The sequence below is a fragment of the Mycobacterium sp. NPDC050441 genome (assembly GCF_040655355.1).
In the GTDB taxonomy this organism is placed as follows: domain Bacteria; phylum Actinomycetota; class Actinomycetes; order Mycobacteriales; family Mycobacteriaceae; genus Mycobacterium.
Genome location: NZ_JBFAJS010000005.1, coordinates 253,388 through 275,608, shown reverse-complemented (window position 1 = coordinate 275,608; position 22,221 = coordinate 253,388). Strand labels below are relative to the sequence as shown.

Sequence of the window (22,221 nt, the reverse complement as noted above, 5' to 3'; positions counted from 1 at the left end):
TGGGCGGCTTCATGCTCTAGCCGTTCGCGGCGATATCCTCCAGCACCGCGAACATCGTGCGCGTCGGCACGCCGGTGCCGCCCTTGGGGGTGTAACCCCAAGGGCCGCCGGTGTTGTAGGCCGGTGCGGCGATGTCGATGTGCGACCACTGGACTCCGTCGGCGACGAACTCGCGCAGGTAGGTGCCCGCCACGAGCATCCCGGCGTAGCGCGACCCGCTGACGTTGGCGAGGTCGGCCACGGAGGACTTCAGGTCGTCCTTGAGTTCCTCGGGTAGTGGCATGGCCCAACCGTTTTCGCCCACGGACTGGGACAGTGTCGCGACCCGGTCGCGGAACTCGTCGCTGCCCATCACGCCCGGTGTGCGGGCACCCAGGGCCACCGTCTGCGCACCGGTGAGTGTGGAGGTCTCGATCAGGTAGTCGGGTTCGTCCTCGCAGGCCCGCACGATCGCGTCGGCCAGGATCAAACGACCTTCGGCGTCGGTGTTGAGCACCTCGACGGTGATCCCGCCGTACTGGGTCAGCACATCGCCCGGACGCTGCGCGGTCGACGACGGCATGTTCTCGGCCATCGGCACAGTGGCGATCACCTCGATCGGCAGATTCTGCCTGGCGGCCAGCACCACGGTCGCGACCACCGCCGCGGCGCCACCCATGTCCGAGGTCATGTGATGCATGTTGGCGGCCGGCTTGATCGAGATGCCGCCCGTGTCGAACGTGATGCCCTTTCCGACCAGAGCGACGCGCTTGCCCTTGCCGCCACGGTGGATCAACCGCACCAGGCGGGGCGGGCGCGAGGACCCCTTGCCGACACCCACGATGCCGCCGTAGCCGGCCTTGGCCAGGGCCTTGTCGTCGAGCACCTCGACCTCGAGCCCGGCGGCTTCGCCCAAAGCCTTTGCCCGCTTGGCGAATTCGCCGGGAAACAGGTGGCTCGGCGGGGTATTGACAAAATCTCGAGCAGTCGCGACCGCCGACGCGATGTCCACCGCCCGCTGCGCTTCTGCCTTGGTTGCCGCCTTGGTATCGGCAGCCAGCGCGGTGATCGCGGTCAACCCGGCATCGGTGGGTGCCGTCTTGGCGCTGCGGAAGTCGCTGAATCGGTAGGCGCCCAGGATCAATCCCTCGACGGCGGCCTCCAGATCGAGGGCCGAAAGCGAGGTCACCACCGTGGCGACCTTGTCCAACGCCCGCGCCGCGGTACCGGCGGCCCGGCGGATCACGTCGGCGGGCCACTCGTCGCGAGGCTTACCCAGGCCGACGGTCAGCACGCTGGCGACCGGAAGTGAGGAGACGACCAGGCGGTGCGTCTGCCCCTCGCCGCCGGTGGCACCCAGTGCCTGCAGGCCGGATTCGACGGCGGCCACCGCATCGTCGTCGAGATAGGGCCCCGTGGCCAGGACCTTCGGGCCCGCGTCGTCGCTGACGACGCCGATGACGAGGACGGCCTCGGCGTCCCCTTCAAGGGGCAACGACGAGCTGACGGTGACGGTGGGGGCCTGGTAGCCGGGTGCGCTGCTCACCCCGTTCACCCTAGAGTCCGGCGAGCGGATACGCCGGGACCGGTGCGTCGAACCCTTTCAGGGTGAGGGCCTGCGCTGCGGCGAACCGCCGGTGTGGCAGGAGATCGTGCAGGGGCGCGGACACCAGGATCTGGCTGGGTTGGGCGATGGCCACCAGTCGCGCCGCGCGGTTGACGGGGTTACCGAAGTAGTCGCCGCCGATCGCCAGCGCGGCGCCGAAGTCCAGACCCGCACGCACCTGCAGGTTCGTCTCACGTACCCGCGGGTGGGTGACCAGGTCGACGGCCACCTGGGCCAGCTGTTCGGGTTCGTACCCCACCCACATGACGGCGTCGCCGATGAACTTGACCACCCGGCAGTCGCGGGCGTGGACGATATCGGAACTCGTCGAGCTGAACTCGTTGAGCAGGGCCGAGAGTTCGGTGGTGGTCAGCATCTGGGTGAGCGCGGTGAACCCGGACAGGTCGGCAAAACCGATGCCGCACACCACGCCTGAAGATCCGTCCTGGATGACGTGCTCGAAATAACGCCTCGTGCTCATCAGGTGGTGACGGTGTACGGCGTCGATCATGGACCCGATGCGGGGGATGAACCTGGCCGCGGCCCGGTAGGCCCTGGCGGTGGTGAGCTCGTCGTGAGAATGCTCGAGGTTGATGTCCGGGGTGCTGGCCCGGCTCATCGACGAGACCGCCTCGGACAACCGGGCCATGCCCGAACCCACCACGCGGAGCAGCCCGGTGGCCTCGACATCACCCACCAGCGAGCGCATCTCGGCCCAGGTGCGGAGTGCGTCCACGTCGGCCTCGCTCAGCGTCTTGACATCGCATCCGGCGACGGTCAGGCCCAGCGCTGCCCACGCGCGTTCCACATCGGTCAGCGGAACCCCGATCATCGCGGCGACATCGGCCAGGCAGTACTGCGGCGGCCCCGACCACTGCAGGACATCGCCGGCCAGACCGAACAACCGGCCGCGCAATTCGGCCTCGATCATCTGCTCGGCGGTGAAACCGAGACCGTCCAGGTACTCGATGAGCGGGGCGCGCCGGCGTGCGTCGGCGATCCCGGCGGATTCCAGTGCATCGAAATCGACCACCAAGTCAGTGTCGCAGTTTGGCGGTCCGAATAGGCCCAGAGATTAGGGTGAACCCGTGAGTGACGACCTGCTGCACGGACCGCTGGAAGAACGCCATCGCGACCTGGGGGCCAGTTTCGCCGAATTCGGCGGATGGCTGATGCCGGTGTCGTACGCCGGGACCGTCTCCGAGCACAACGCCACGCGCGATACCGTCGGCCTCTTCGACGTCAGCCACCTCGGCAAGGCACTGGTCAAAGGACCGGGTGCGGCCGCCTACGTCAACGCGGCCCTCACCAACGACCTGAACCGGATCGGACCGGGCAAGGCGCAGTACACCCTGTGCTGCAAAGACGAAGGAGGCGTGGCGGGAGTTATTGATGACCTCATCGCCTACTACGTGTCCGACGACGAGATCTTCCTGGTGCCCAACGCCGCCAACACCGCGGCCGTCGTCGCCGAATTGCGCAAGAACGCCCCTGATGGGCTGACGATCACCGACGAGCACCGCTCGTACGCGGTGCTGGCGGTGCAGGGCCCGAAGTCCACCGAGGTGCTCGAGGCACTGGGGCTGCCCACCGACATGGACTACATGGGTTATGCCGACGCCGAGTACGACGGCGTATTCGTCCGGGTGTGCCGCACCGGCTACACCGGCGAGCACGGCTACGAGCTGCTGCCGGCCTGGGACCGCGCCGGCGTGGTGTTCGACGCCCTGGTGGCGGCCGTGCGTGCGGCCGGCGGCGAACCTGCGGGCCTCGGCGCCCGCGACACCCTGCGCACCGAGATGGGCTACCCGCTGCACGGCCACGAACTGTCGCTGGACATCTCGCCGCTGCAGGCCCGCTGCGGCTGGGCGATCGGCTGGAAGAAGGACGCATTCTGGGGGCGCGATGCGTTGCTGGCCGAGAAGCAGGCCGGTCCGGCCCGGGTGCTGCGCGGCCTCAAGGCTGTCGGCCGCGGGGTGCTGCGCGCCGATCTCGCGGTGCTCGACGGGGACACCCGCATCGGGACCACGACCTCGGGAACGTTCTCGCCGTCACTGAAAGTCGGCATCGCACTGGCGCTCATCGACACCGCCCACGACATCGCCGACGGGCAGCGGGTGAGTGTGGACGTGCGTGGCCGCGCTGTCGAATGCGAAGTGGTCAAGCCCCCGTTCGTGGCCCCGAAAACACGCTAGCCTCGGGCGATACAATCGCTGCATGACTAGCGGCCATCTCGAGTTCACGGTTTCAGCCAACGCGAATCCGGCGACCGATGCGGTACGCGAATCTGTTCTGGCCAACCCGGGTTTCGGCAAGTACCACACCGACCACATGGTGGCCATCGACTACACCTCCGGGCAGGGCTGGCACGACCCGCGGGTGATCCCGTACGGGCCGATCGAGCTCGATCCCTCGGCCATCGTGCTGCACTACGCGCAGGAAGTGTTCGAAGGGCTCAAGGCATACCGCTGGGCGGACGGCTCGATCGTCTCCTTCCGGCCGGAGTCCAACGCGGCGCGGCTGCGTGCCTCGTCGCGGCGGCTGGCCATCCCCGAACTTCCCGAGGACCTGTTCATCGAATCGCTGCGCCAGCTCATCGCGGTCGACGAGTCGTGGGTGCCCGCGGCCGGTGGTGAGGAATCGCTGTACCTGCGGCCATTCGTGATCGCCACCGAACCGGGCCTGGGCGTGCGTCCGGCCAATGAGTACCGCTACCTGGCGATCGGCTCGCCGGCCGGGGCCTACTTCAAGGGCGGCATCAAGCCGGTCAGCGTGTGGCTGTCCCATGAGTACGTGCGGGCCTCACCCGGCGGCACCGGCGCGGCCAAGTTCGGCGGCAACTACGCGGCCTCGCTGCTCGCGCAGGCGCAGGCGGCCGACAACGGGTGCGATCAGGTGGTGTGGCTGGACGCGATCGAGCGCCGCTACGTCGAAGAGATGGGCGGGATGAACCTGTTCTTCGTCTTCGGCAGCGGCGGATCGGCCCGGCTCGTCACACCGGAGCTGTCCGGCTCGCTGTTACCGGGTATCACGCGAGATTCCTTGCTGCAGTTGGCAACCGATGCCGGGTTTGCAGTCGAGGAACGCAAGATCGACGTCGACGAATGGCAGAAGAAGGCCGCCGCGGGCGAGATCACCGAGGTGTTCGCGTGCGGCACCGCCGCGGTGATCACTCCGGTGTCGAAGGTCAAGTACGGCAGTTCCGACTCGCCGGAGGAGTTCACCATCGCCGACGGGCAACCGGGCGAGATCACCATGGCCCTGCGTGACACCCTGACCGGGATTCAGCGGGGAACCTTCGCCGACACGCACGGCTGGATGGCCCGACTGAACTAGCGGTTTCTCCCCGAACGATTTGAGGCGCGCGCAGAATTGATCTGACCTGCGCCACCAATCGAGGGAGGCCGTCATGGCAGTCGTAGCGGGATTCGATCCGGCCGACAGCGGGCAGCAACCAGTCGACGAGAACGGTGACCCCGTGCCGGTCGGGGTGTGGGGAGATTCCGATATCGGTGGCGGTGTGTTCGGCAGCAGTGGGGTACTGCCGAGCGGCACCACCGTGTTCATCGATCCGCCGGCCGGTGTCGAGGGTCACGGCGCCGACGGCCCGGGGGTGGTGGGGCGCAGCCCCGCCGGTAACGGCGTGGTGGGCGAAAGTTTGCAAGCGCCAGGTGTTTTGGCGCGCAGCTCCAGCTCTTCGGGACTGCTCGGGGTGACCTTCAGCCCCACCGACGACTCACACGGGGTGTTCGGTTCCAGTACCACCGGCGGCAACGGGGTCACCGGCTTCGTGGGTGGCGCGACCGGGGTGATCGGCAGCAGCATCGATGGTTTCGGGGTGCGTGGCACCAGCGGCGACAACGCCGGCGTCATGGGTATCAGCTTCGCCGACGGCGGAAGCGCCCCAGGCGTATTCGGCACCGGCGACAACACCATGGGGGTGCTTGGCACCAGCAGTGCCGGTCCGGGTGTGTACGGCGTCAGCCAGTCGACCGATGCCATCGCCGGTCTCACCTACGGCGTCGGGGTCTCCGGGGTGTCGGGGCAGCACGTCGTCGCGGACTCGACCGGATCTGGTGTCTCCGGACACAGCCGCAGCGGCACCGGGGTCCGGGGCAGCAGCGACGACGAGGTGGGTGTGCGCGGTGTCAGCCTGTCTTCCGACGGCACCGCCGGCCTCACGATCGGTACCGGTCACGGGGTGTCCGGCGTGCACTTCTCCACCGGTTCCGGCGGCGGGGTCTCGGGCCTCAGCGTGATCGGAAACGGAGTCGAGGGCTTCACGTTCGCCGATACCCGGCGAAACCCCGACGTGGCAGCGGTCCGCGGTCAAAGTGCCAACGGCTTCGCCGGGCTGTTCGTGGGACGGGTGCGGGTGACGGGTTTTCTCAGCAAGAGCGGCGGCGGATTCACCGTCGATCACCCGGCCGATCCGGCGAACCGGTATCTGTCGCATTCCTTCGTCGAATCCCCGGACATGCTCAACGTCTACAGCGGCACCGTGACCACGGACCGGTCCGGGCGGGCACGGGTGAAGCTGCCGTCGTACTTCGAGGCGCTCAACCGGGACTTCCGCTACCAGCTCACCGTGATCGGAACATTCGCCCGGGCGATGGTCTCCGAGGAGGTCAAGGACAACGCGTTCACGATCGCCACCGACCCAGGTCGGGTGAAGGTGTGCTGGCAGGTCACCGGGGTGCGCAAAGATGCCTGGGCGGAAGCGAATCGGGTCACCCCCGAGCAGCGCAAGCCCGACGGCGAGCGGGGAAAGTACCTGCATCCCGAACTGTTCGGTCCCAAGGCCGCGGCTCTGCATCCGGTCCCGCCCACCCGCGTGGCCGAGGTGGTCCCGGCGGAACTGCGCGACTGGGCCGAGAGCCTGCCCGCCGATCTGGGCCCGGCGCCCGGCAAGAGACTGGTCGGGTACCTGGCCAAGGCCCAGCGGGTGCTCCGTACGGCGTGGGCCGCCGATCGCAGGCGCGCCGAGAAGCGGTTGGGCGGGGTCCCGGAGCTGCCTCCGCCGGCGGTGGGACGTGCCGAACTGCAAGAGCAGTGGGAGGCCGTGCGTGACGTCATTGCGGCACTGCGCCCACAGGGTCTAGAGGTCAGCGAATCGCCAACCCGAGCGCGACGATCGTCGTCGTCACCTCGACGGCGGCGCCCAGCACGTCGCCGGTGATGCCGCCGAACCGCCGCACGCAGTGGGCGACCAGCAGTGCCGAAGCGCCCACGGCCACCAGCACCATGACCGGGCCCTGCCACATCCGCGGGCCCGCCCATGCGGCCGGCGCGGCGACGGCGATCACCCAGGCCGCCACCACGGCGACCGGCTGAGTGCCCGCCACGGCGCCGCCCAGTGAGCTGCCTGCGGCCGCCGGCACCGAACGCCGGCAGGCGACCACGGCCGCGACGCGGCCTGCGGTGACGGCGACGACGATCGCGACCGCGCTGAGTTGAGCGAATGCCATTGCCTGACAACCGATCACCACGATCACCGCGGCGACGCCGAACGGCCCGGCCGAACCGTCCCGCATGACCGCCAGTGCCCGCTCCGGCGGGCCGTAACACCCGAGACCGTCGACGGTGTCGCAGAAGCCGTCGATGTGCAGCCCGCGGGTGGCCAGCAGAAGTACGGCCACCGCCAGCAGGCCGGGTAGGGCAGTACCCGTGCCGAAGGCCCACTGGCCACCGGCCACCACCGCGGCCGCCAGCGCGCCGAGGGTGAAACCGACCAGCGGCAGGGCGGTGAGCGCCCCGCGGCCGATGCCGGCCGAAGTCCTCACCGGTAGCACCGTGCCGAACGCGAACGCCCCGCCGAGCGCGGAAATCATGGCGTCTCTTCGGAGATTCCGGCCTCGTCGAAGGTGGCCATCGAGGCCAGCGTGGCGATAGCCGCCCGCAGGATCGGCAGCGCCACCGCGGCGCCGGTACCTTCGCCCAGGCGCATGCCGAGGTCGACGATCGGCTCCAGCCCCAGCTGGGACAGCGCCAGACTGTGGGCCGGTTCGGTCGACCGATGGCCGGCCTGCCACCATGCCCGCGCGCCCGGTGCCAGGTTCTCGGCCACCAGGGCCGCGGCCGTCACCACCATGCCGTCCAGCAGAACCGGGGTGCGCCGCACTGCGGCCTGGGCCAGGAACCCGGCCATCGCGGCCAGGTCGGCTCCGCCGCACACCCGCAAGAGGCCCAGCGGATCGCTGGTCACGGTGCGGGCGCGGTACAGCGCGTCGCGTACCGCGCCGGCCTTGCGCATCCAGCCGAGGTCGTCGATGCCGGTGCCGCGGCCCACCACGACAACAGGTTCGGTGCCGGTGAGTGCTGCCACCAGAGTTGTTGCCGCCGTGGTATTTCCGATTCCCATATCACCGGCGATGAGCAGGTCTGCCCCGGCGTCGATCTCCTCGTCGGCGATCTGGCGCCCCGCCGTGACCGCGGCCACCGCTTCTTCCGCGCCGAGCGCGTCCTCGACGGCGATGTTGCCCGAGCCGCGGCGGATCTTGTGGGCGCCGATCGCGGGAGACAGCGGCACATCACAGTCGACGGCGATGTCGAGGACCCGCACGGTGGCTCCGGCCACCTCTGCCAGCACGTTGATCGCGGCCCCGCCCGCATCGAAGTTGGCCACCATCTGGCCGGTCACCGCGGACGGGAACGCCGAAACCCCCGCGGCGGTCACCCCGTGGTCGGCCGCGAAGACCACCACGCGTGCCCGGGTGAGCGCTCGCGGCGGGCACGCGCCCTGGCACGAGGCCGCCCAGACCGCGAGGTCTTCCAGCCGGCCGAGGGAGCCGGGCGGTTTGGTGAGCCGGTCCTGACGGGCCCGCGCCGCTGCGGCCGCCTCGGCATCCGGTGCGGCGACCGGGGCGAAGGCCACATCCAATTCCGTCATGACGGCTCCTTCACCGTGAGCGGTTGGCCGGCCACCACCAGCACCACGCGGTCGCACACCGCGGCCAGGCGCTGGTTGACCGTGCCCAGTTCATCGGCGAACCGGCGCCCCGCCTCCGTGGCGGGGACGACGGTCAGTCCGACCTCGGGACTGACCAGGACCAGGGGAGCGGTGAACGCGTCGACTGCCCGCACGAGTACGTCGACCTCAGGGGCAACAGGCACTCCGGTCCAGGCGCCGATGCGGTCCATGGTCGCGGTCAGCCAGCCACCGACGTCGTCGACAAGCGTTGCGGTGCCCGACGTTCCATGCGGGCCGACCGCGAGATCGGCGGCCAGGTCGGCGGTTTCCACGGTGTGCCAGTGCGCGGGCCGACGCACCTGGTGTGCGCCCACGCGGTCAGCCCAGGCCGGGTCACTGTCGGCGGTGGGGCCAGTGGCCAGGTAACGCACGGGCGCGGTGTGCCCGGCAGCGCGGGCGATCGCCGTTTCGGCCCACTGCGATTTACCCGAGCGGATACCGCCGAGCACCAGCGTGCGCACCGGTCAGACCGCCTGGAATGGCATCAAGAGATCTTGTCGCCGCGGTTGACCACCGGCCGCGGTGCGCGCATGCGGCGCAGCTGTGACGCCCGGCTGGCCGCGTAAAGCCCCAGCTTCCAACCGCTCTCGGTGTTTTCGGGGAACTTCTCGTCCACCATGTGGTTCACCTTGCGGCCGACGATCAACCCGTCGATCACCATGATGACCACCAGGATCAGCATCGCGTAGGACAGGATCTGCTGAAACTTCAGCGACGGCAGCGCGAGCATGAAGAAGATCATCGCCAGGGCCGCGGGCATGAAGAGACCCAGCACATTGCGTCGGGAGTCGACAACGTCGCGGACATAGCGGCGAACCGGACCCTTGTCGCGGGGAAGCAGGTAGGACTCATCGCCGGCCATCATCTTCTCGCGGCGGTCGGCCATATCGGCGCGGCGGGTGAGCCGCTCGATCTTGCGCTCGTCCTTGGACAGCTTCGGCCCCCGCAGCTCCTTACGGCGCTGACGTGCCTCGGCGGAGGTCAGGGGTGCGGGTGCGACCGGACCACGCCGCTTCGCGGCGTCGTTGCGTTTGGGCGTCGGCCTGCCTTTGGGGGCGGTGCCCGCGGCCGTGCCGGCCGTTGATTCGGCGGCGGTTGATCCGGCGCTCGTGACCTGGTCGGTCCCGGCGGGTTCGCCTTCGTTGTCCTTCTTGCGGCCCAGCAGCTTCACGACTGCCAGGTTACTGCCCGCCGCAGGTGGCCCGGCCACATGCCCCGGCCTGTGGATAAGTCGGGAATAGCGTCGGAACAAGGTACCGTTGAGGTAATAGACGCGCGGTACGCCCACGCGTTTCGTTGATGCCCAGGGATGTTTAGGGAGAGCTATGACTGTTCAGGACGCCACCTCCACCGAAACCCACGGTGTGACCCTGTCCGACGCTGCGGCGACGAAGGCGAAGGCGCTGCTGGACCAGGAAGGCCGCGACGACCTCGCGCTGCGTATCGCGGTGCAACCGGGCGGCTGCGCCGGCCTGCGCTACAACCTGTTCTTCGACGACCGCACCCTCGACGGTGACCTCAACGCCGAGTTCGGCGGCGTGCGGCTGGTCGTGGACCGGATGAGCGCGCCGTATGTCCAGGGCGCCACCATCGACTTCGTCGACTCCATCGAGAAGCAGGGCTTCACGATCGACAACCCGAACGCCACCGGCTCCTGCGCCTGCGGCGACTCCTTCAACTGACGTGAGCTGACAGCCCGGCGGTCAGAACTGACCGCTGGTGCGCAGCACATACGAGCACACCAGAACCTGCTCGTTCTTCCCGTCCTTCTTCACCAATAGCTGTGCCACGCCCTGCTGTTCCTCACCGGTGGGGCGTTGTCCGCGTGCCGACCCACTGGCCGGCGCCACGCGCATCGTGAACAGCACCTGCGCCTGCGTGGTGGACCACGGCACGTTCGCGTCGATGTGGGTCACCTCGACATGACTGAACTGCTTGCGGAATGCGTCGCTGGCCAAACCGGCCACCGCGAGATCGGCCCTGCGGTCCTTGACCCCGTCGTACAACCCGCACAGCGTGTGCCGCGCGATCGTTTCGTCATCCCCGTCGATCAGGGCGTCGAGGTATTCCTGGATCGCGGCCTGAGCCCGTGCGTCGGAGACCACCACCGGTGCCGCCGCCCCGCGGCGGCCGGTGACCAGGGCCGCGGTCAGTACACCTCCAAGCGCTGCCACCACCAACAGGGCTGCCAGAATCTTCGGCCAGCGCCGCCGCTTCGGGTAGGGCACCGGCGGTGGCAGTGTCCCGGGGTATGCCGACGGTGCGGTCGGCACCGGCTCGGGATAAGGCTGCGGCGGAATCTGCTCGGGGTACTGGTAGGAACCAGTCATCAAATGACGCTCCCCGCGTGATCTGGAGGTGGGCCAGCCGTCTACGGTGACCGGGAATACGGTTATACGCAGGTTAGCGCAACCCGCGAAGTGCGACCGTGCGCGCAGATCGCCGGAAGGCCCGCGCGGGTACTGTTATGTAGCCGACTTAATGAAATGAGGGGTGACACTACGTGACCATCGCAGTTACCGGATCCATCGCGACCGACCACCTGATGCGGTTCCCGGGCAAATTCTCGGAGCAACTGCTGGCCGACCACCTGCAGAAGGTGTCGCTGAGCTTCCTGGTCGACGATCTGGTGATCCACCGCGGGGGAGTCGCGGGCAACATGGCCTTCGCGATCGGCATCCTCGGCGGTGACGTCGCCCTCGTCGGCGCCGCAGGTCAGGATTTCGGTGAATACCGGGCCTGGCTGGAGGGCGCCAACGTCGACTGCGGCAGCGTGCTGATCTCCGACAGCGCCTACACCGCCCGCTTCGTCTGTACCACCGATGAGGACATGGCCCAGATCGCCTCGTTCTACCCCGGTGCAATGTCGGAGGCCCGCAACATCTCCCTGGCCGATCTGGTGGCCCGCGTCGGGAAACCGGAGCTGGTGATCGTCGGCGCCAACGACCCCGAGGCAATGTTCCTGCACACCGAGGAATGCCGCAAGCTCGGCCTGGCCTTCGCCGCCGACCCGTCCCAGCAGCTGGCCCGGCTCTCCGGAGAGGAGATCCGCAAGCTCATCAACGGCGCCGCCTACCTGTTCACCAACGACTACGAGTGGGACCTGCTGCTGCAGAAGTCGGGGTGGAGCGAGGCCCAGGTGATGAGCCAGATCGGCATGCGCGTCACCACCCTCGGCGCCAAGGGAGTCGACCTGGTCAGCTCGGACGGCACCTTCGTGCACGTCGGCGTGGTGCCCGAGAAGCATCAGGCCGACCCGACCGGTATCGGCGACGCGTTCCGCGCCGGTTTCCTGACCGGACGCAGCGCCGGTTTGAGCCTCGAGCGCTCTGCTCAGCTCGCGTCACTGGTCGCGGTGCTTGTGCTGGAGTCGACGGGTCCGCAGGAATGGACCTGGGACGCGGCCGAAGCGGTGCAGCGACTCACCGACGCCTACGGCGCCGAGGCAGGTGCCGAGATCGGCAAGGCGCTGGCCTGACAGTGCCGGCCTGACACTCCGGGTGCCGGCTCTGGGCCCGATGGGCCCGGAGCCGGTCCGGGTTCAGAGCTGGACCGGGTAGTGCGGTTCCTTGATCTGCGGGGTAACGCTGTGCTCGACGAAGATGGCGTGCCACAGCATGAAGATCAGCACGGTCCACAGCCGGCGGCTGTGATCGCTGACGCCGTTGCGATGCTCGTCGAGCATGGTGCGGACCGCGGCCAGATCGACATAGGCCCCGGCCTGGGATGACGCCGTCATGGCGTACGCCCAGTCCATCAGCTCACCGGCGCGCAGCCAGTGCCGGATCGGCACCGGGAAGCCCAGCTTGGGGCGGTTCAGCACATGGGCCGGAACGATCGGCTCCAGCGCGCGGCGCAACGCGTACTTGGTGGTCGAGCGGGTGATCTTCTGATCGACCGGCAACCGGGAGGCCACCGCGAACACCTCGGGGTCCAGGAACGGCACCCGCAGTTCCAGCGAGTTGGCCATGGTGATCTTGTCGGCCTTGACCAGGATGTCGCCGCGCAGCCAGGTGAACAGGTCGATGTGCTGCATGCGCGCCACCGGATCCCAGCCCTGCGACTCGGCGTACACCGGGGCGGTGACGTCGGTGTGCGTCCATTCCGGCCGGAAGCCCGGCAGCACCGCCCGAAGCTGCTCATCGGAGAAGCTGCGGGCATTGCCGTAGTAGCGCTCCTCCAGCGTCAGCGAACCGCGGTGCAGGAGACTCTTGCCGCGCATACCCTCCGGCAGCGGCTTGGACGCCTTGCCCAGCGACTTGCGCACCGGCCGCGGCAGATAGTCGAAAGGCCGCAGCGACAACGGTTCCCGATAGATCGTGTAACCGCCGAACAACTCATCGGCACCCTCACCGGACAGCACCACCTTCACGTGCTTGCGGGCCTCACGGGCGATGAAGAACAACGGCACCAGGGCCGGGTCGGCCACCGGTTCGTCCAGATACCAGACGATCTCGGGTAGCGCCTCGACGAACTCCGCCTGGCTGACCACCTTGGTGACATGCCGGGCGCCGATGGCTTCCGCGGACGCGACGGCCACGTCCACCTCGGAGAAGCCCTCCCGCTCGAAGCCGGTGGTGAACGTGATCAGCCGGGGATTGTGACGCATCGCCAGCGCCGCGGTAGCCGTCGAGTCGATGCCCCCGGACAGGAAGGCGCCGACCGTCACATCGGCGCGCATGTGCTTGGCGACGGAATCTTCCAGCGCGGCGGTGATCTCGTCGTAGCGGGCCTGCTCGGCACCTTTGACGAACGGCACCGCATCGAATTTCGGGACGAAGTAGCGGGTCACCTCAGGACGGCCACCCGGCTTCAAGCGCGCGTAGCTGCCCGATTCCAGCCGACGGATGCCGCGGTGCAACGTCTCGGGCTCGGGCACGTACTGCAGCACGGTGTAGTGCTGTACGGCTCGATCGTCGATGCCCAGGTCGAGTCCCAGCAGATCGGCCAGGTCCAGCAGGCACTTCTTCTCGCTGCCCACCGCGGTGCCGCCCGGCCCGGTGGCCATGAACAGCGGCTTGATGCCGAACGGGTCCCTGGCGCAGAACAATTCACGCTCGACGGTGTCCCACACCGCGAACGCGAACATGCCGCGCAGTCGCTTCAGTGCGTCGGCGCCCCAGTGGTGATACGCCGCCACGATGGCCTCGCCGTCGCCGTCGGTGTGAAATACCGCACCGAACTCCGAGCGCAACTCCTCACGCAATTCCAGGTAGTTATAGATCTCACCGTTGAAGACGAGCGCGTACCGGTCCGGCGCGTCGGCGGGTCCCCAGCGCAACGGCTGGTGACTGTGCGCGATGTCGATGATCGACAGCCGGTTGAAACCGAGCACCGCGGTGGCGTCGCCGCTCGTATCCGCCCACGTACCGGGCTCGTCGGGGCCCCGGTGACGCATCAGGTGGGAGGCGCCCGCCACCGCGTCGACCAGCTGCGATCCGGCGTCGGGGGAGGCGTTACCCCGGGTGGATTCGGATGGGTCAGTTACCAACGCGAGCAGTCCGCACACCGCGCCAGTATGTCTGATCCGGAGGTTCCCCGAGACCACCACCCGGGCCGTTGTGCCGGTCGCTCCGCTCCCGTCGCGATCCCATTCCCGAGTCGCTTCGCTCGCGTGGACCGGCGTGGTCTACGCTGCGTAGTATTCGCAAAACAACGACCGGTCGCGGTCGCGAAATACCGATCTAGGAGGCGCCAACGTGACACCTCGCGGGCTTAAGAACGTGGCCCGAGCGGCGTTGTTGACAATTGTCCTGGGTGGCTCGGCGCTCTTGCTGAGCGGCTGCAGCTGGCAGGACGCACTCGCGCTCGGTTGGCCGACCGGAATCACCCCAGAGGGCAAACTCAACCGAGAGCTGTGGATCGGCTCCGTGATTGCGTCCTTCGTGGTGGGCGCCATCGTGTGGGCTCTGATCTTCTGGTCGAGTGCATTCCACCGGAAGAAGAAGGGCGACACCGAGCTGCCGCGCCAGTTCGGCTACAACATGCCGCTGGAGCTGGTGCTGACGGTCATCCCGTTCCTCATCATCTCGGTGCTGTTCTACTTCACCGTGGTGGTCCAGGAGCGCATGCTGCACAAGGACCCGAACCCTGAGGTCGTCATCGACGTGACCGCCTTCCAGTGGAACTGGAAGTTCGGCTACCAGAAGATCGACTACACCGACGGCACGTTCGACTACGACGGTGTCGACGAAGCGCGCAAGGCCGCGATGACGTCCAAGCCGGAGGGCAAGGATGAGCACGGCCAGGAGCGGGTCGGCGCGGTGCACGGTCTCAACCCTGAGGACCGCACCTACCTGAACTTCGACAAGATCGAGACCCTGGGTACCTCCGACGAGATCCCGGTGCTGGTGCTCCCGGTGGGTAAGCGCATCGAGTTCCAGCTCAACTCCGCGGACGTGATCCACGGTTTCTGGGTGCCGGAGTTCCTCTTCAAGCGTGACGTGATGCCCGAGCCGGTGGCCAACCACTCGGACCACATCTTCCAGGTCAGCAAGATCGAGCAGACCGGAGCATTCGTCGGGCGCTGCACAGAGATGTGCGGTACCTACCACTCGATGATGAACTTCGAGGTCCGGGTCGTCGAGCCCAATGACTTCAAGGCCTACATCGATCAGCGCAATGCAGGTAAGACCAATGCCGAGGCGTTGGCGGCGATCAATCAGCCGCCACTGGCCACCACCACTCACCCGTTCGATACCCGGCGCGGTGAGCAGGCACCGCAGGCGAGCAAGTAGGGGCTAGACGCAATGCATATTGAAGCTCGACTGTTCGAGATCCTCACGGCGTTCTTCGCCTTGTCGGCGGTGGTGTACGGCGTGTTGACGGCGATGTTCGCCACCGGTGGCGTGGAGTGGGCCGGTACCACCGCGCTCGCCCTCACCACCGGACTGACCCTGATCACCGGCACCTTCTTCCGCTTCGTGGCGCGGCGTCTCGACACCCGCCCCGAAGACTACGAAGATGCCGAGATCAGTGACGGCGCAGGGGAACTGGGCTTCTACTCGCCCCACAGCTGGTGGCCGATCCTGATCGCGCTGTCCTTCTCGGTCGCAGCGGTGGGCGCCGCCCTGTGGCTTCCCTGGCTGATCGTGGCAGGCATCTGCTTCGTGCTGACGGCTGTCAGCGGCCTGGTCTTCGAGTACTACTGGGGTCCTGAGAAGCACTGACCCATCCGGACGTGCCGATTGTGGCCTGGTCAAGGTCACAATCGGGCCGTCACTTCATCCGCCACCGGCAGCGCCGGACTCGCCGGCTTCACCTCGTTCGGTAATGTTGCCGGGGCACTGTCACCAGCGAACGGTTTCGTTCGCTCCGCGTGGCAGTGAAGTTGTCGAGAAGGATAGGCGTAGATGAGCGGGCCGAATCCCCCGGAACCAGGTGCCTCCGGTTCTGATTTGCCGGATCAACCCGGAAAACACTCCGCACCCGAGGATCTGACTCAGGGGGCGGGCCCAGACGCGGATGACGGCGAGACCGAGTTCTACTCGCAGGCGTACTCCGCGCCGGAGTCGGAGCAGTTCACCAGCGGGCCCTACGTGCCTGCCGAAGTGGCGCTCTACGACTACGACGACTACGACCCGGCGACCGAACTCGTCGACACCACCCCGCCGCCGCGCTGGCCGTGGGTGGTCGGCGTCACCGCCATCATCGCCGCAGTCGCCCTGGTGGCTTCGGTGGCCGTCCTGGTCACCCGCGAGGACGACACCACCAACCTGGCAACCCCGCAGCCGAGCACCACCACGTCGGCGCCGCCGGTGCAGGACGAGATCACGACGACGACTCCGCCGCCGCCGCCCCCTCCGACCTCGGAGGAGCTACCGCCTCCGCCGCCTCCGGAGACCGTGACGGTTACCGAGCCGCCACCTCCCGCCCCCGCGCCCACCAGCGAGGCGCCCCCGCCGGCCCCGGGGACGACGGCGCCGCCGACCACCACCACCACGACGCATGCCGGACCGCGTCAGGTCACCTATTCGGTGACGGGTACCAAGGCGCCGGGTGACATCATCACGATCACCTACGTCGACGGGAACGGAAACCGGCGCACCCTGCGCAACGTCTACATCCCGTGGACCTTCACGATGACCCCGATCTCAAACTCGGATGTCGGCTCGGTCGAGGCATCCAGCCTGTTCCTGGTCAGCAGACTGAACTGCTCGATCACGGCCAGCGACGGCACGGTGCTCTCGTCCAACGCCAACAACTCCGCACAGACTGCCTGCTGATGTCCGGGCCCATCAGCGAACTCGACAACACCGACCGGGTTCTGCTGGGCGCATGCGCTGCGGTGTGGCTCGCCGCGCTGGGTTCCGGGGTGGCGGCCGTCGTAGCCCTGGTGGACCTGGGCCGCAGTCATCCACAGGGCTCCGAGAGTGCCGACATCCCCTGGGTGCTGTACACCGTGATCGGCCTGTCCGTGCTGGTGATTGCCGGCGCGGTGCCGCTGCTGCTGCGGGCCCGAGCCCAGTCCGACATTCGTCAGCCCGGCCGGCGACCTCAGCCGCCGGCCCGCTCACCACGCCCGATCGGGGGCAGCTACCGGGCTGCGCCGGTCGCGATGAGCCGTTACACCGCGGGCAACGGTGCGGCCTCCGCCGCGGCCGAGGCGGTGTGGCTCCGGTTCATCCTGGCGACCGTCTGCGCCATCGGGCTGGGGGCAGCGTCCATCGGGCTGGCCACCTATCTGATGGCGACGGGCAGCGACGTGGCGGCCTGGTGCCTCTACGGCCTGGCCGGTGTGGTCACCGCGGGCATCATCGCGCTGCCGATCGTGGCGCTGCGACAGCTCGACACGTTGCCCTCCTGACCCCGCGCCAGGCCCAGAGCATCCCGGGTTTTGCTGCGAAACATGCTGGCCGGTGCGTAGTCTCGGTGTCCAGGTGCGGACAAGGGGCCAACGACACGGAAGGCGAGGCCGCGCATGAGAAAGCTCTTGGCGGGCTTGGTGGCGGCCGGCGTGGGCATTTCGCTTGTCGGTTGTGGGACTGACACCAAGACCGAGCCCACAACCTCGGCCGCGACGACCACCAGCGCGGCTGCGGAGCGGCCGAACATCTCCGGCCCGAACGAGACGATCAACGACTACATCGCCGAGAACAAGATCGCCGAAACGCCGTTCAAACCCGATGAGCCCGGCACACCGGATTTCGATTTCCCGTTCCCGCCGGACTGGAGTCCCGCCGGGGACAAGACGCCCGACTGGGCCTACGGCGCCATCGTCTATGACAAGCCGACGGATCCCGCCGACCCCCCGGCCATCATCGCCATCGCCTCCAAGCTGACCGGAAACGCGGACGCGGCCGAAATCCTGGAGTACGCCCCGGGGATGTTGAAGAACCTGCCGGACTACAAGTCACTCATGGATCCCGAGAAGGCCACATTGGGTGGATTCGAGGCGATCCGGTCGGCCGGCACCTACACCCACAACGGCAAGTTGCGGGTCATCGCCCAGAAAACCGTGGTCATCCCCGGCAACGACGCACTGTTCGTGCTGCAGCTCAACGCCGATGCGCCGGAAGGGCAGAAGGACGTGGTGATCGACGCAGCCAAGGTCATCGACGAGCAGACCAAGATCACCCCGTAGCGGAGACCATGACATGTTGATCCGAACCAGGGCATCCGAGCTCCTGTTGGCGACTCTGTGCAGCACGATGCTGGCCTCCGCGGTTCTGGCGGCGGCACCGACGGCCACGTCGGCTCCCTGTCCGGGAGGAAGCGTCCTGGACCCGACCACCGGTGTCTGCTGGTCACAGAACAGCCCGAACACCAGCCTCGGCGGATCGGCCAACATTCCTTGCCTCCCTGGGCGTCTGGGCCTGTGCCTGGGTGCGCTGCAGAACACCCCGGTTCCGGGGTCGGCACTGCAGACGACGTACCCGCCCGCCGGGCCGGCGCCCCGATCGGGCCCCAAAGGCACCTGGCCGTAGCGTTCGTCGCGACCCTGCCGCGCCCGCCCCGGGAACCTCCACATAAAACAATCGCCGCAACCTCTCCGGAGAGAGAGTTGCGGCGATTGTTTGGGGTAGGGGAGTGGTCAGTGATGACCGTTGGTGTCCCCGTTGCCGTTTCGGTCCTGCTGCTCGCGCAGAGCGGTCAGGGCCTTGTGCTCGGAGGCGTGTGCGGCCTCGGTGAGCGCGTCGTGCTCGACTTCCGGATCGGCGAACAAGAAGCTGCCGGTGCCGGGAGCTCCGGCCGAACCGAGCTTGTTCATCCGCTTCGGCAGGGCAGCACCCTGGTACTCCAGCGGGATCGGGTGACCGTGATCGTCGACCGGTCCCAGCGGCTGGTGCAGTTCCACGTAGGCACCGTGCGGCAGGCGCTTGATGATGCCGGTCTCGATGCCGTGCTCCAGCACCGCGCGGTCGCTGCGCTGCAACGAGATGGCCCACCGGTAGGCAATGAAGTACACGATGCCCGGCAGCACCACCATGCCGATACGGCCGATCCACGTGGTCGCGTTCAGCGAGATGTGGAACTTGAACGCGATGATGTCGTTCATCGCGGCCAGGGTCAACACCATGTAGAAGGCGATCGCCATGGCACCGATCGCGGTACGCACCGGAACGTCGCGCGGACGCTGCAGCAGGTTGTGGTGTGCGTTGTCGCCGGTGACCTTCCTCTCGATGAAGGGGTAGGCGATCAGCAGGCCGAAGACACCGCCCATGATCAACGCGACCCAGACCACCGCGGGGATGGTATGGCCGAACGGGTAGAACTCCCAGGCCGGCCAGATACGCGCCAGGCCTTCGGTCCACATCATGTAGAAGTCGGGCTGGCTGCCCGCCGAGATCTGCGACGGCTTGTACGGGCCCAATTGCCAGATCGGGTTGATCGTCAGCAGCCCGCCCATCAGGCCCAGCACGCCGGTGATCAGAGCGAAGAACGCACCCGACTTCACCGCGAACACCGGCATCACGCGCACGCCGACCACGTTGTGCTCGGTCCGTCCGGGGCCGGGGAACTGGGTGTGCTTCTGGAACCACACCAGCGCCATGTGCGCGCCGATGAGGGCCAGGATGATGCCCGGGATCAGCAGGATGTGCAGCGCGTACAAACGCGGGATCAGGATCTCGCCGGGGAAGTCCCCGCCGAACAGCGCCCAGTGCAGCCACGTTCCGATGATCGGCATGCCCAGGGTGATCGAGGACAGCGCGGCGCGCAGACCGATGCCGGACAGCAGGTCGTCGGGCAGCGAGTAACCGAAGTAACCCTCGAACATCGCGAGGATCAGCAGCAGCGAGCCGATCACCCAGTTGGCCTCACGCGGACGGCGGAACGCGCCCGTGAAGAAGATGCGTGCCATGTGCACCATGATCGACGCGGCGAACATCAGCGCGGCCCAGTGGTGGATCTGGCGGACGAACAGACCGCCGCGCACCTCGAAGCTGATCTGAAGTGCGGACTCGTAGGCCCGCGACATCTGCACACCGCGAAGTGGTTGGTACACACCGTCGTAGGTGACGTGTGCCATCGACGGATCGAAGAACAGCGTCAGCCAGACACCGGTGATCAGCAGCACGATGAAGCTGTACAGCGCGATCTCACCCAGCAGGAAGGACCAGTGGGTGGGGAACACCTTGTTCAGCTGCCGGCGCACCGCTGCCGAGGGGTGATAACGGGAATCGATCGCATCGCCCTGTGCGGCAGCGATCTTGGCAAGGTCAGGGCTCATGATTTGCGCTCCCAGAATGCCGGTCCGACGGGTTCGACGAAGTCGCCGTTGGCGACCAGGTAGCCGTCTTTGTCGATGGTGATGGGCAGCTGCGCCAACGCGCGCGCAGCCGGACCGAATATGGGCTTGGCGAAGTGCAACGCGTCGAACTGCGACTGGTGGCACGGGCAAAGGATGCGGTAGGTCTGCTGCTCGTACAGCGACGAGGGGCAGCCCAGGTGCGAGCAGACCTTGGTGTAAGCGAACAGCTCACCAAAGTTGAAGCTCTCCTGGCCCTTTCGCTTGACCACGCGGGACATGTCGGCCGGCTTGATGCGGATCAACATGACCGGGTTGCGCACACCCATCGAAATCTCGGTGAGGTGATGCTCGGACTCGACGGTGGTGCCGTCGCCGTCCGACTCGCGCCAGGGGAAGACCGTCTCCATGCCACCGGCGTCGAGATCCTCGGGCCGCATCTTGACGAACGGAGAAGAACCGGGGCGCCCGGTCGCGCGAGCCAGGTAGATGGTCTCGCCGTGGAATCGGGGCGTCCACCCCGAGGTCCACAACACGGCCTTCTTGCCATCGGCAGTGGGCACCACGGGCTTCCACGGGTTCTTGATCAACCCGCCGATGAAGGCCACCAGGGTGCCGGCCCCGAATGCGCCGAGGCCGATGCCCAGCGACAAACCGATCAGCTTGCGGCGCTTGACTGTCGAACCCTCCAGGGCATCGGTCAGGTTTGCCGCGATGGTCTTCCGGTGCAACTCGGGGGAGCGCCCGTCGTGGCGGTCCTGGACCGAGATCTCCTCGGGGATGAACTTCTTCTGGAACAGCACCGCGCCGATGCCGATCGCCAGGATCGACAGGCCGAAGGTGAGGCCGTACAGCGGGGTGGCCAGCGAGTAGAGGAACTCACCTTCCGAACCGAACGGCTGGTACTCCCACGGCCAGAACAGGAAGATCACCAACAGCGCCAGACCCGAAAGCCCGCCGAGCAGAAGCCAGTACGCGACGAGGCGCTCGGTGCGCTTCTCGGCCTTGGTCCCGGGGACCGGCCAGCGCGGCTCCTTGAAGATGGTCTCGACGCCGTCGATCTTGCCGCCGAGCTCGACGAGCTCCTCACGCGACATCTCGGTGAGCTCGGCGTCGCTCGGAATCTTCGGAGTGTTGTCGGTCATGCTCGTGCCCCGATCCACATTGCGATGCCGATAGCGGCGACCATTCCGATAATCCACATCGCCATGCCTTCGGGCCCGGGACCGAAGCCGCCGAGTCCGTAGCCGCCGTAGCTGGGGGTCTGGGCCGATTCACGAACGTAGGCGACGATGTCGCGCTTCTCTTCCGGCGACAGCTGGCGGTCGGAGAACTTGGGCATGTTCTGCGGCCCGGTCAGCATCGCGGTGTAGATCTGTGACGGCTCGGTCTCACTGAGGTCGGGAGCGTATTTACCGGAGGACAGCGCGCCACCCTTGCCGGTGAAGTTGTGGCAGGACGCGCAGTTCAGCCGGAACAGGTCGCCACCGCGGGCCACGTTGGACCCGATCAGCGATTCCTGGGCGATGCCGCCGTTCGCATCGCGGATCACCGTCGGGCCGCCGCCGTTGGCCTGCACGAAGGCGCCGAGAGCGTCGATCTGGTTCTCGTCGAAGTGCTCGGGCTTGGCCGGCACCTGCGCTTCGCCGCGCATCGCGGGCATGCGACCGGTCGACACCTGGAAGTACACGGCGGCCTCGCCGGTGCCGATCAGGCTGGGCCCGCGATCGGGCACACCCTGCAGGTTGGCGCCGTGGCAGGAAACGCACGACGTGTCGAACAGTTGCTTACCCGTGCGCAGCAGCGCCGACTGAGATTCGTCGGCGACTGCGACCTGCGGTGTGGGTGTCAGCGTGGCCGCAACACCACCTGCGACTGACAGGCCGACCAGCAGCAGGAGACCTGCTGACAGTCGTCGGCGCAGTCGTCGGCGCGACTTGCTGGTCATCGAACCCCTTCTCATCGAATCGAACATCG

At 67.6% G+C, this 22,221-nt stretch carries 22 protein-coding genes; 11 read left to right on the top strand and 11 right to left on the bottom strand.

Annotated elements, in window-relative coordinates; translation table 11 throughout:
* Nucleotides 1-16: 16 nt before the first annotated feature.
* Together AB0I14_RS16950 and AB0I14_RS16945 are read right to left on the bottom strand one after the other, a co-directional pair.
* The gene (locus tag AB0I14_RS16950) at nt 17-1,525 is read right to left on the bottom strand and encodes a leucyl aminopeptidase (protein WP_358023528.1); all 1,509 of its coding nucleotides are present in this window, start codon (nt 1,523-1,525) and stop codon (nt 17-19) included.
* 10 nt (nt 1,526-1,535) lie between these two features.
* Entirely contained in the window at nt 1,536-2,618 is a 1,083-nt protein-coding gene (locus AB0I14_RS16945; protein ID WP_358023525.1) for an adenylate/guanylate cyclase domain-containing protein, read from the bottom strand.
* Between the two features lie 55 nt (nt 2,619-2,673).
* On the opposite strand from AB0I14_RS16945, the gene gcvT reads away from it, so the two are divergent.
* The 3 genes from gcvT to AB0I14_RS16930 all read left to right on the top strand — a co-directional run bounded on the left by gcvT (nt 2,674) and on the right by AB0I14_RS16930 (nt 6,764).
* A complete protein-coding gene (gene gcvT / locus AB0I14_RS16940) occupies nt 2,674-3,780 on the top strand; it encodes a glycine cleavage system aminomethyltransferase GcvT (RefSeq protein ID WP_358023522.1) in 1,107 nt (368 codons plus the stop codon).
* 22 nt (nt 3,781-3,802) lie between these two features.
* On the top strand, nt 3,803-4,921 hold the full coding sequence (locus AB0I14_RS16935; protein ID WP_358023519.1) for a branched-chain amino acid aminotransferase: 1,119 nt from the start codon (nt 3,803-3,805) through the stop codon (nt 4,919-4,921).
* Nucleotides 4,922-4,994: 73 nt separating this feature from the next.
* On the top strand, nt 4,995-6,764 hold the full coding sequence (locus AB0I14_RS16930; protein ID WP_358023516.1) for a hypothetical protein: 1,770 nt from the start codon (nt 4,995-4,997) through the stop codon (nt 6,762-6,764).
* On the opposite strand, the gene AB0I14_RS16925 is transcribed toward AB0I14_RS16930, so the two are convergent.
* From AB0I14_RS16925 to AB0I14_RS16910, 4 genes are read right to left on the bottom strand one after another with little or no spacing between them, the layout of a single operon-like run.
* Complete coding sequence (locus tag AB0I14_RS16925) at nt 6,691-7,416, bottom strand: adenosylcobinamide-GDP ribazoletransferase (RefSeq protein WP_358023513.1); 726 nt, start codon at nt 7,414-7,416, stop codon at nt 6,691-6,693. The two genes, AB0I14_RS16930 and AB0I14_RS16925, sit on opposite strands and share 74 nt — an antisense overlap.
* Nucleotides 7,413-8,474, bottom strand: a complete 1,062-nt coding sequence (gene cobT / locus AB0I14_RS16920; RefSeq protein ID WP_358023510.1) for a nicotinate-nucleotide--dimethylbenzimidazole phosphoribosyltransferase — start codon at nt 8,472-8,474, stop codon at nt 7,413-7,415. Before cobT ends, AB0I14_RS16925 begins: the two co-directional genes overlap by 4 nt.
* Complete coding sequence (locus AB0I14_RS16915; RefSeq protein ID WP_358023507.1) at nt 8,471-9,016, bottom strand: bifunctional adenosylcobinamide kinase/adenosylcobinamide-phosphate guanylyltransferase; 546 nt, start codon at nt 9,014-9,016, stop codon at nt 8,471-8,473. The genes cobT and AB0I14_RS16915 overlap by 4 nt, the downstream gene beginning before the upstream one ends.
* A 23-nt stretch (nt 9,017-9,039) precedes the next feature.
* Nucleotides 9,040-9,726: a DUF3043 domain-containing protein gene (locus AB0I14_RS16910; protein WP_358023504.1), complete on the bottom strand. Its 687-nt coding sequence runs from the start codon at nt 9,724-9,726 to the stop codon at nt 9,040-9,042.
* A gap of 154 nt (nt 9,727-9,880) precedes the next feature.
* Between AB0I14_RS16910 and AB0I14_RS16905 the strand changes: the two genes are divergently transcribed.
* Complete coding sequence (locus tag AB0I14_RS16905) at nt 9,881-10,237, top strand: iron-sulfur cluster assembly accessory protein (RefSeq protein ID WP_064884215.1); 357 nt, start codon at nt 9,881-9,883, stop codon at nt 10,235-10,237.
* Nucleotides 10,238-10,258: 21 nt separating this feature from the next.
* Here the strand turns inward: AB0I14_RS16905 and AB0I14_RS16900 are convergent, their stop codons facing one another.
* Nucleotides 10,259-10,885 carry a hypothetical protein gene (locus AB0I14_RS16900; RefSeq protein ID WP_358023501.1) on the bottom strand — a complete coding sequence of 209 codons (627 nt, stop codon included), beginning with the start codon at nt 10,883-10,885 and terminating at the stop codon, nt 10,259-10,261.
* Between the two features lie 173 nt (nt 10,886-11,058).
* Here AB0I14_RS16900 and AB0I14_RS16895 point away from each other — a divergent pair, with 173 nt between their 5' ends.
* Nucleotides 11,059-12,033 (top strand): carbohydrate kinase family protein, encoded by a 975-nt coding sequence (locus AB0I14_RS16895; RefSeq protein ID WP_358023498.1) that lies wholly within the window; start codon nt 11,059-11,061, stop codon nt 12,031-12,033.
* Between the two features lie 63 nt (nt 12,034-12,096).
* Here AB0I14_RS16895 and asnB read toward each other — a convergent pair whose 3' ends face one another.
* Nucleotides 12,097-14,064 carry an asparagine synthase (glutamine-hydrolyzing) gene (gene asnB / locus AB0I14_RS16890; RefSeq protein ID WP_358023495.1) on the bottom strand — a complete coding sequence of 656 codons (1,968 nt, stop codon included), beginning with the start codon at nt 14,062-14,064 and terminating at the stop codon, nt 12,097-12,099.
* A 190-nt stretch (nt 14,065-14,254) separates the two neighbouring features.
* On the opposite strand from asnB, the gene AB0I14_RS16885 reads away from it, so the two are divergent.
* From AB0I14_RS16885 to AB0I14_RS16860, 6 genes are all read left to right on the top strand, one after another.
* Nucleotides 14,255-15,292, top strand: coding sequence for a cytochrome c oxidase subunit II (locus AB0I14_RS16885; protein WP_358023492.1), 1,038 nt, complete (start codon nt 14,255-14,257; stop codon nt 15,290-15,292).
* A gap of 12 nt (nt 15,293-15,304) precedes the next feature.
* The gene (locus AB0I14_RS16880) at nt 15,305-15,724 is read left to right on the top strand and encodes a cytochrome c oxidase subunit 4 (RefSeq protein ID WP_358023489.1); all 420 of its coding nucleotides are present in this window, start codon (nt 15,305-15,307) and stop codon (nt 15,722-15,724) included.
* A 183-nt stretch (nt 15,725-15,907) separates the two neighbouring features.
* Nucleotides 15,908-16,780 (top strand): MmpS family transport accessory protein, encoded by an 873-nt coding sequence (locus tag AB0I14_RS16875; RefSeq protein ID WP_358023487.1) that lies wholly within the window; start codon nt 15,908-15,910, stop codon nt 16,778-16,780.
* Nucleotides 16,780-17,361: a DUF2561 family protein gene (locus AB0I14_RS16870; protein WP_358023484.1), complete on the top strand. Its 582-nt coding sequence runs from the start codon at nt 16,780-16,782 to the stop codon at nt 17,359-17,361. Before AB0I14_RS16875 ends, AB0I14_RS16870 begins: the two co-directional genes overlap by 1 nt.
* 114 nt (nt 17,362-17,475) lie before the next feature.
* A complete protein-coding gene (locus AB0I14_RS16865) occupies nt 17,476-18,138 on the top strand; it encodes an LpqN/LpqT family lipoprotein (RefSeq protein ID WP_358023481.1) in 663 nt (220 codons plus the stop codon).
* A 13-nt stretch (nt 18,139-18,151) separates the two neighbouring features.
* A complete protein-coding gene (locus AB0I14_RS16860) occupies nt 18,152-18,481 on the top strand; it encodes a hypothetical protein (protein ID WP_358023478.1) in 330 nt (109 codons plus the stop codon).
* Between the two features lie 107 nt (nt 18,482-18,588).
* On the opposite strand, the gene AB0I14_RS16855 is transcribed toward AB0I14_RS16860, so the two are convergent.
* Genes AB0I14_RS16855 through AB0I14_RS16845 form a run of 3 tightly spaced genes read right to left on the bottom strand, consistent with a single transcriptional unit; the run spans nt 18,589 to nt 22,219 of the window.
* Complete coding sequence (locus tag AB0I14_RS16855; RefSeq protein WP_358023475.1) at nt 18,589-20,226, bottom strand: cytochrome bc complex cytochrome b subunit; 1,638 nt, start codon at nt 20,224-20,226, stop codon at nt 18,589-18,591.
* Nucleotides 20,223-21,389, bottom strand: coding sequence for a ubiquinol-cytochrome c reductase iron-sulfur subunit (locus tag AB0I14_RS16850; protein ID WP_358023471.1), 1,167 nt, complete (start codon nt 21,387-21,389; stop codon nt 20,223-20,225). The genes AB0I14_RS16855 and AB0I14_RS16850 overlap by 4 nt, the downstream gene beginning before the upstream one ends.
* Complete coding sequence (locus AB0I14_RS16845) at nt 21,386-22,219, bottom strand: cytochrome c (RefSeq protein ID WP_358023468.1); 834 nt, start codon at nt 22,217-22,219, stop codon at nt 21,386-21,388. The genes AB0I14_RS16850 and AB0I14_RS16845 overlap by 4 nt, the downstream gene beginning before the upstream one ends.
* Nucleotides 22,220-22,221 lie beyond the last annotated feature (2 nt).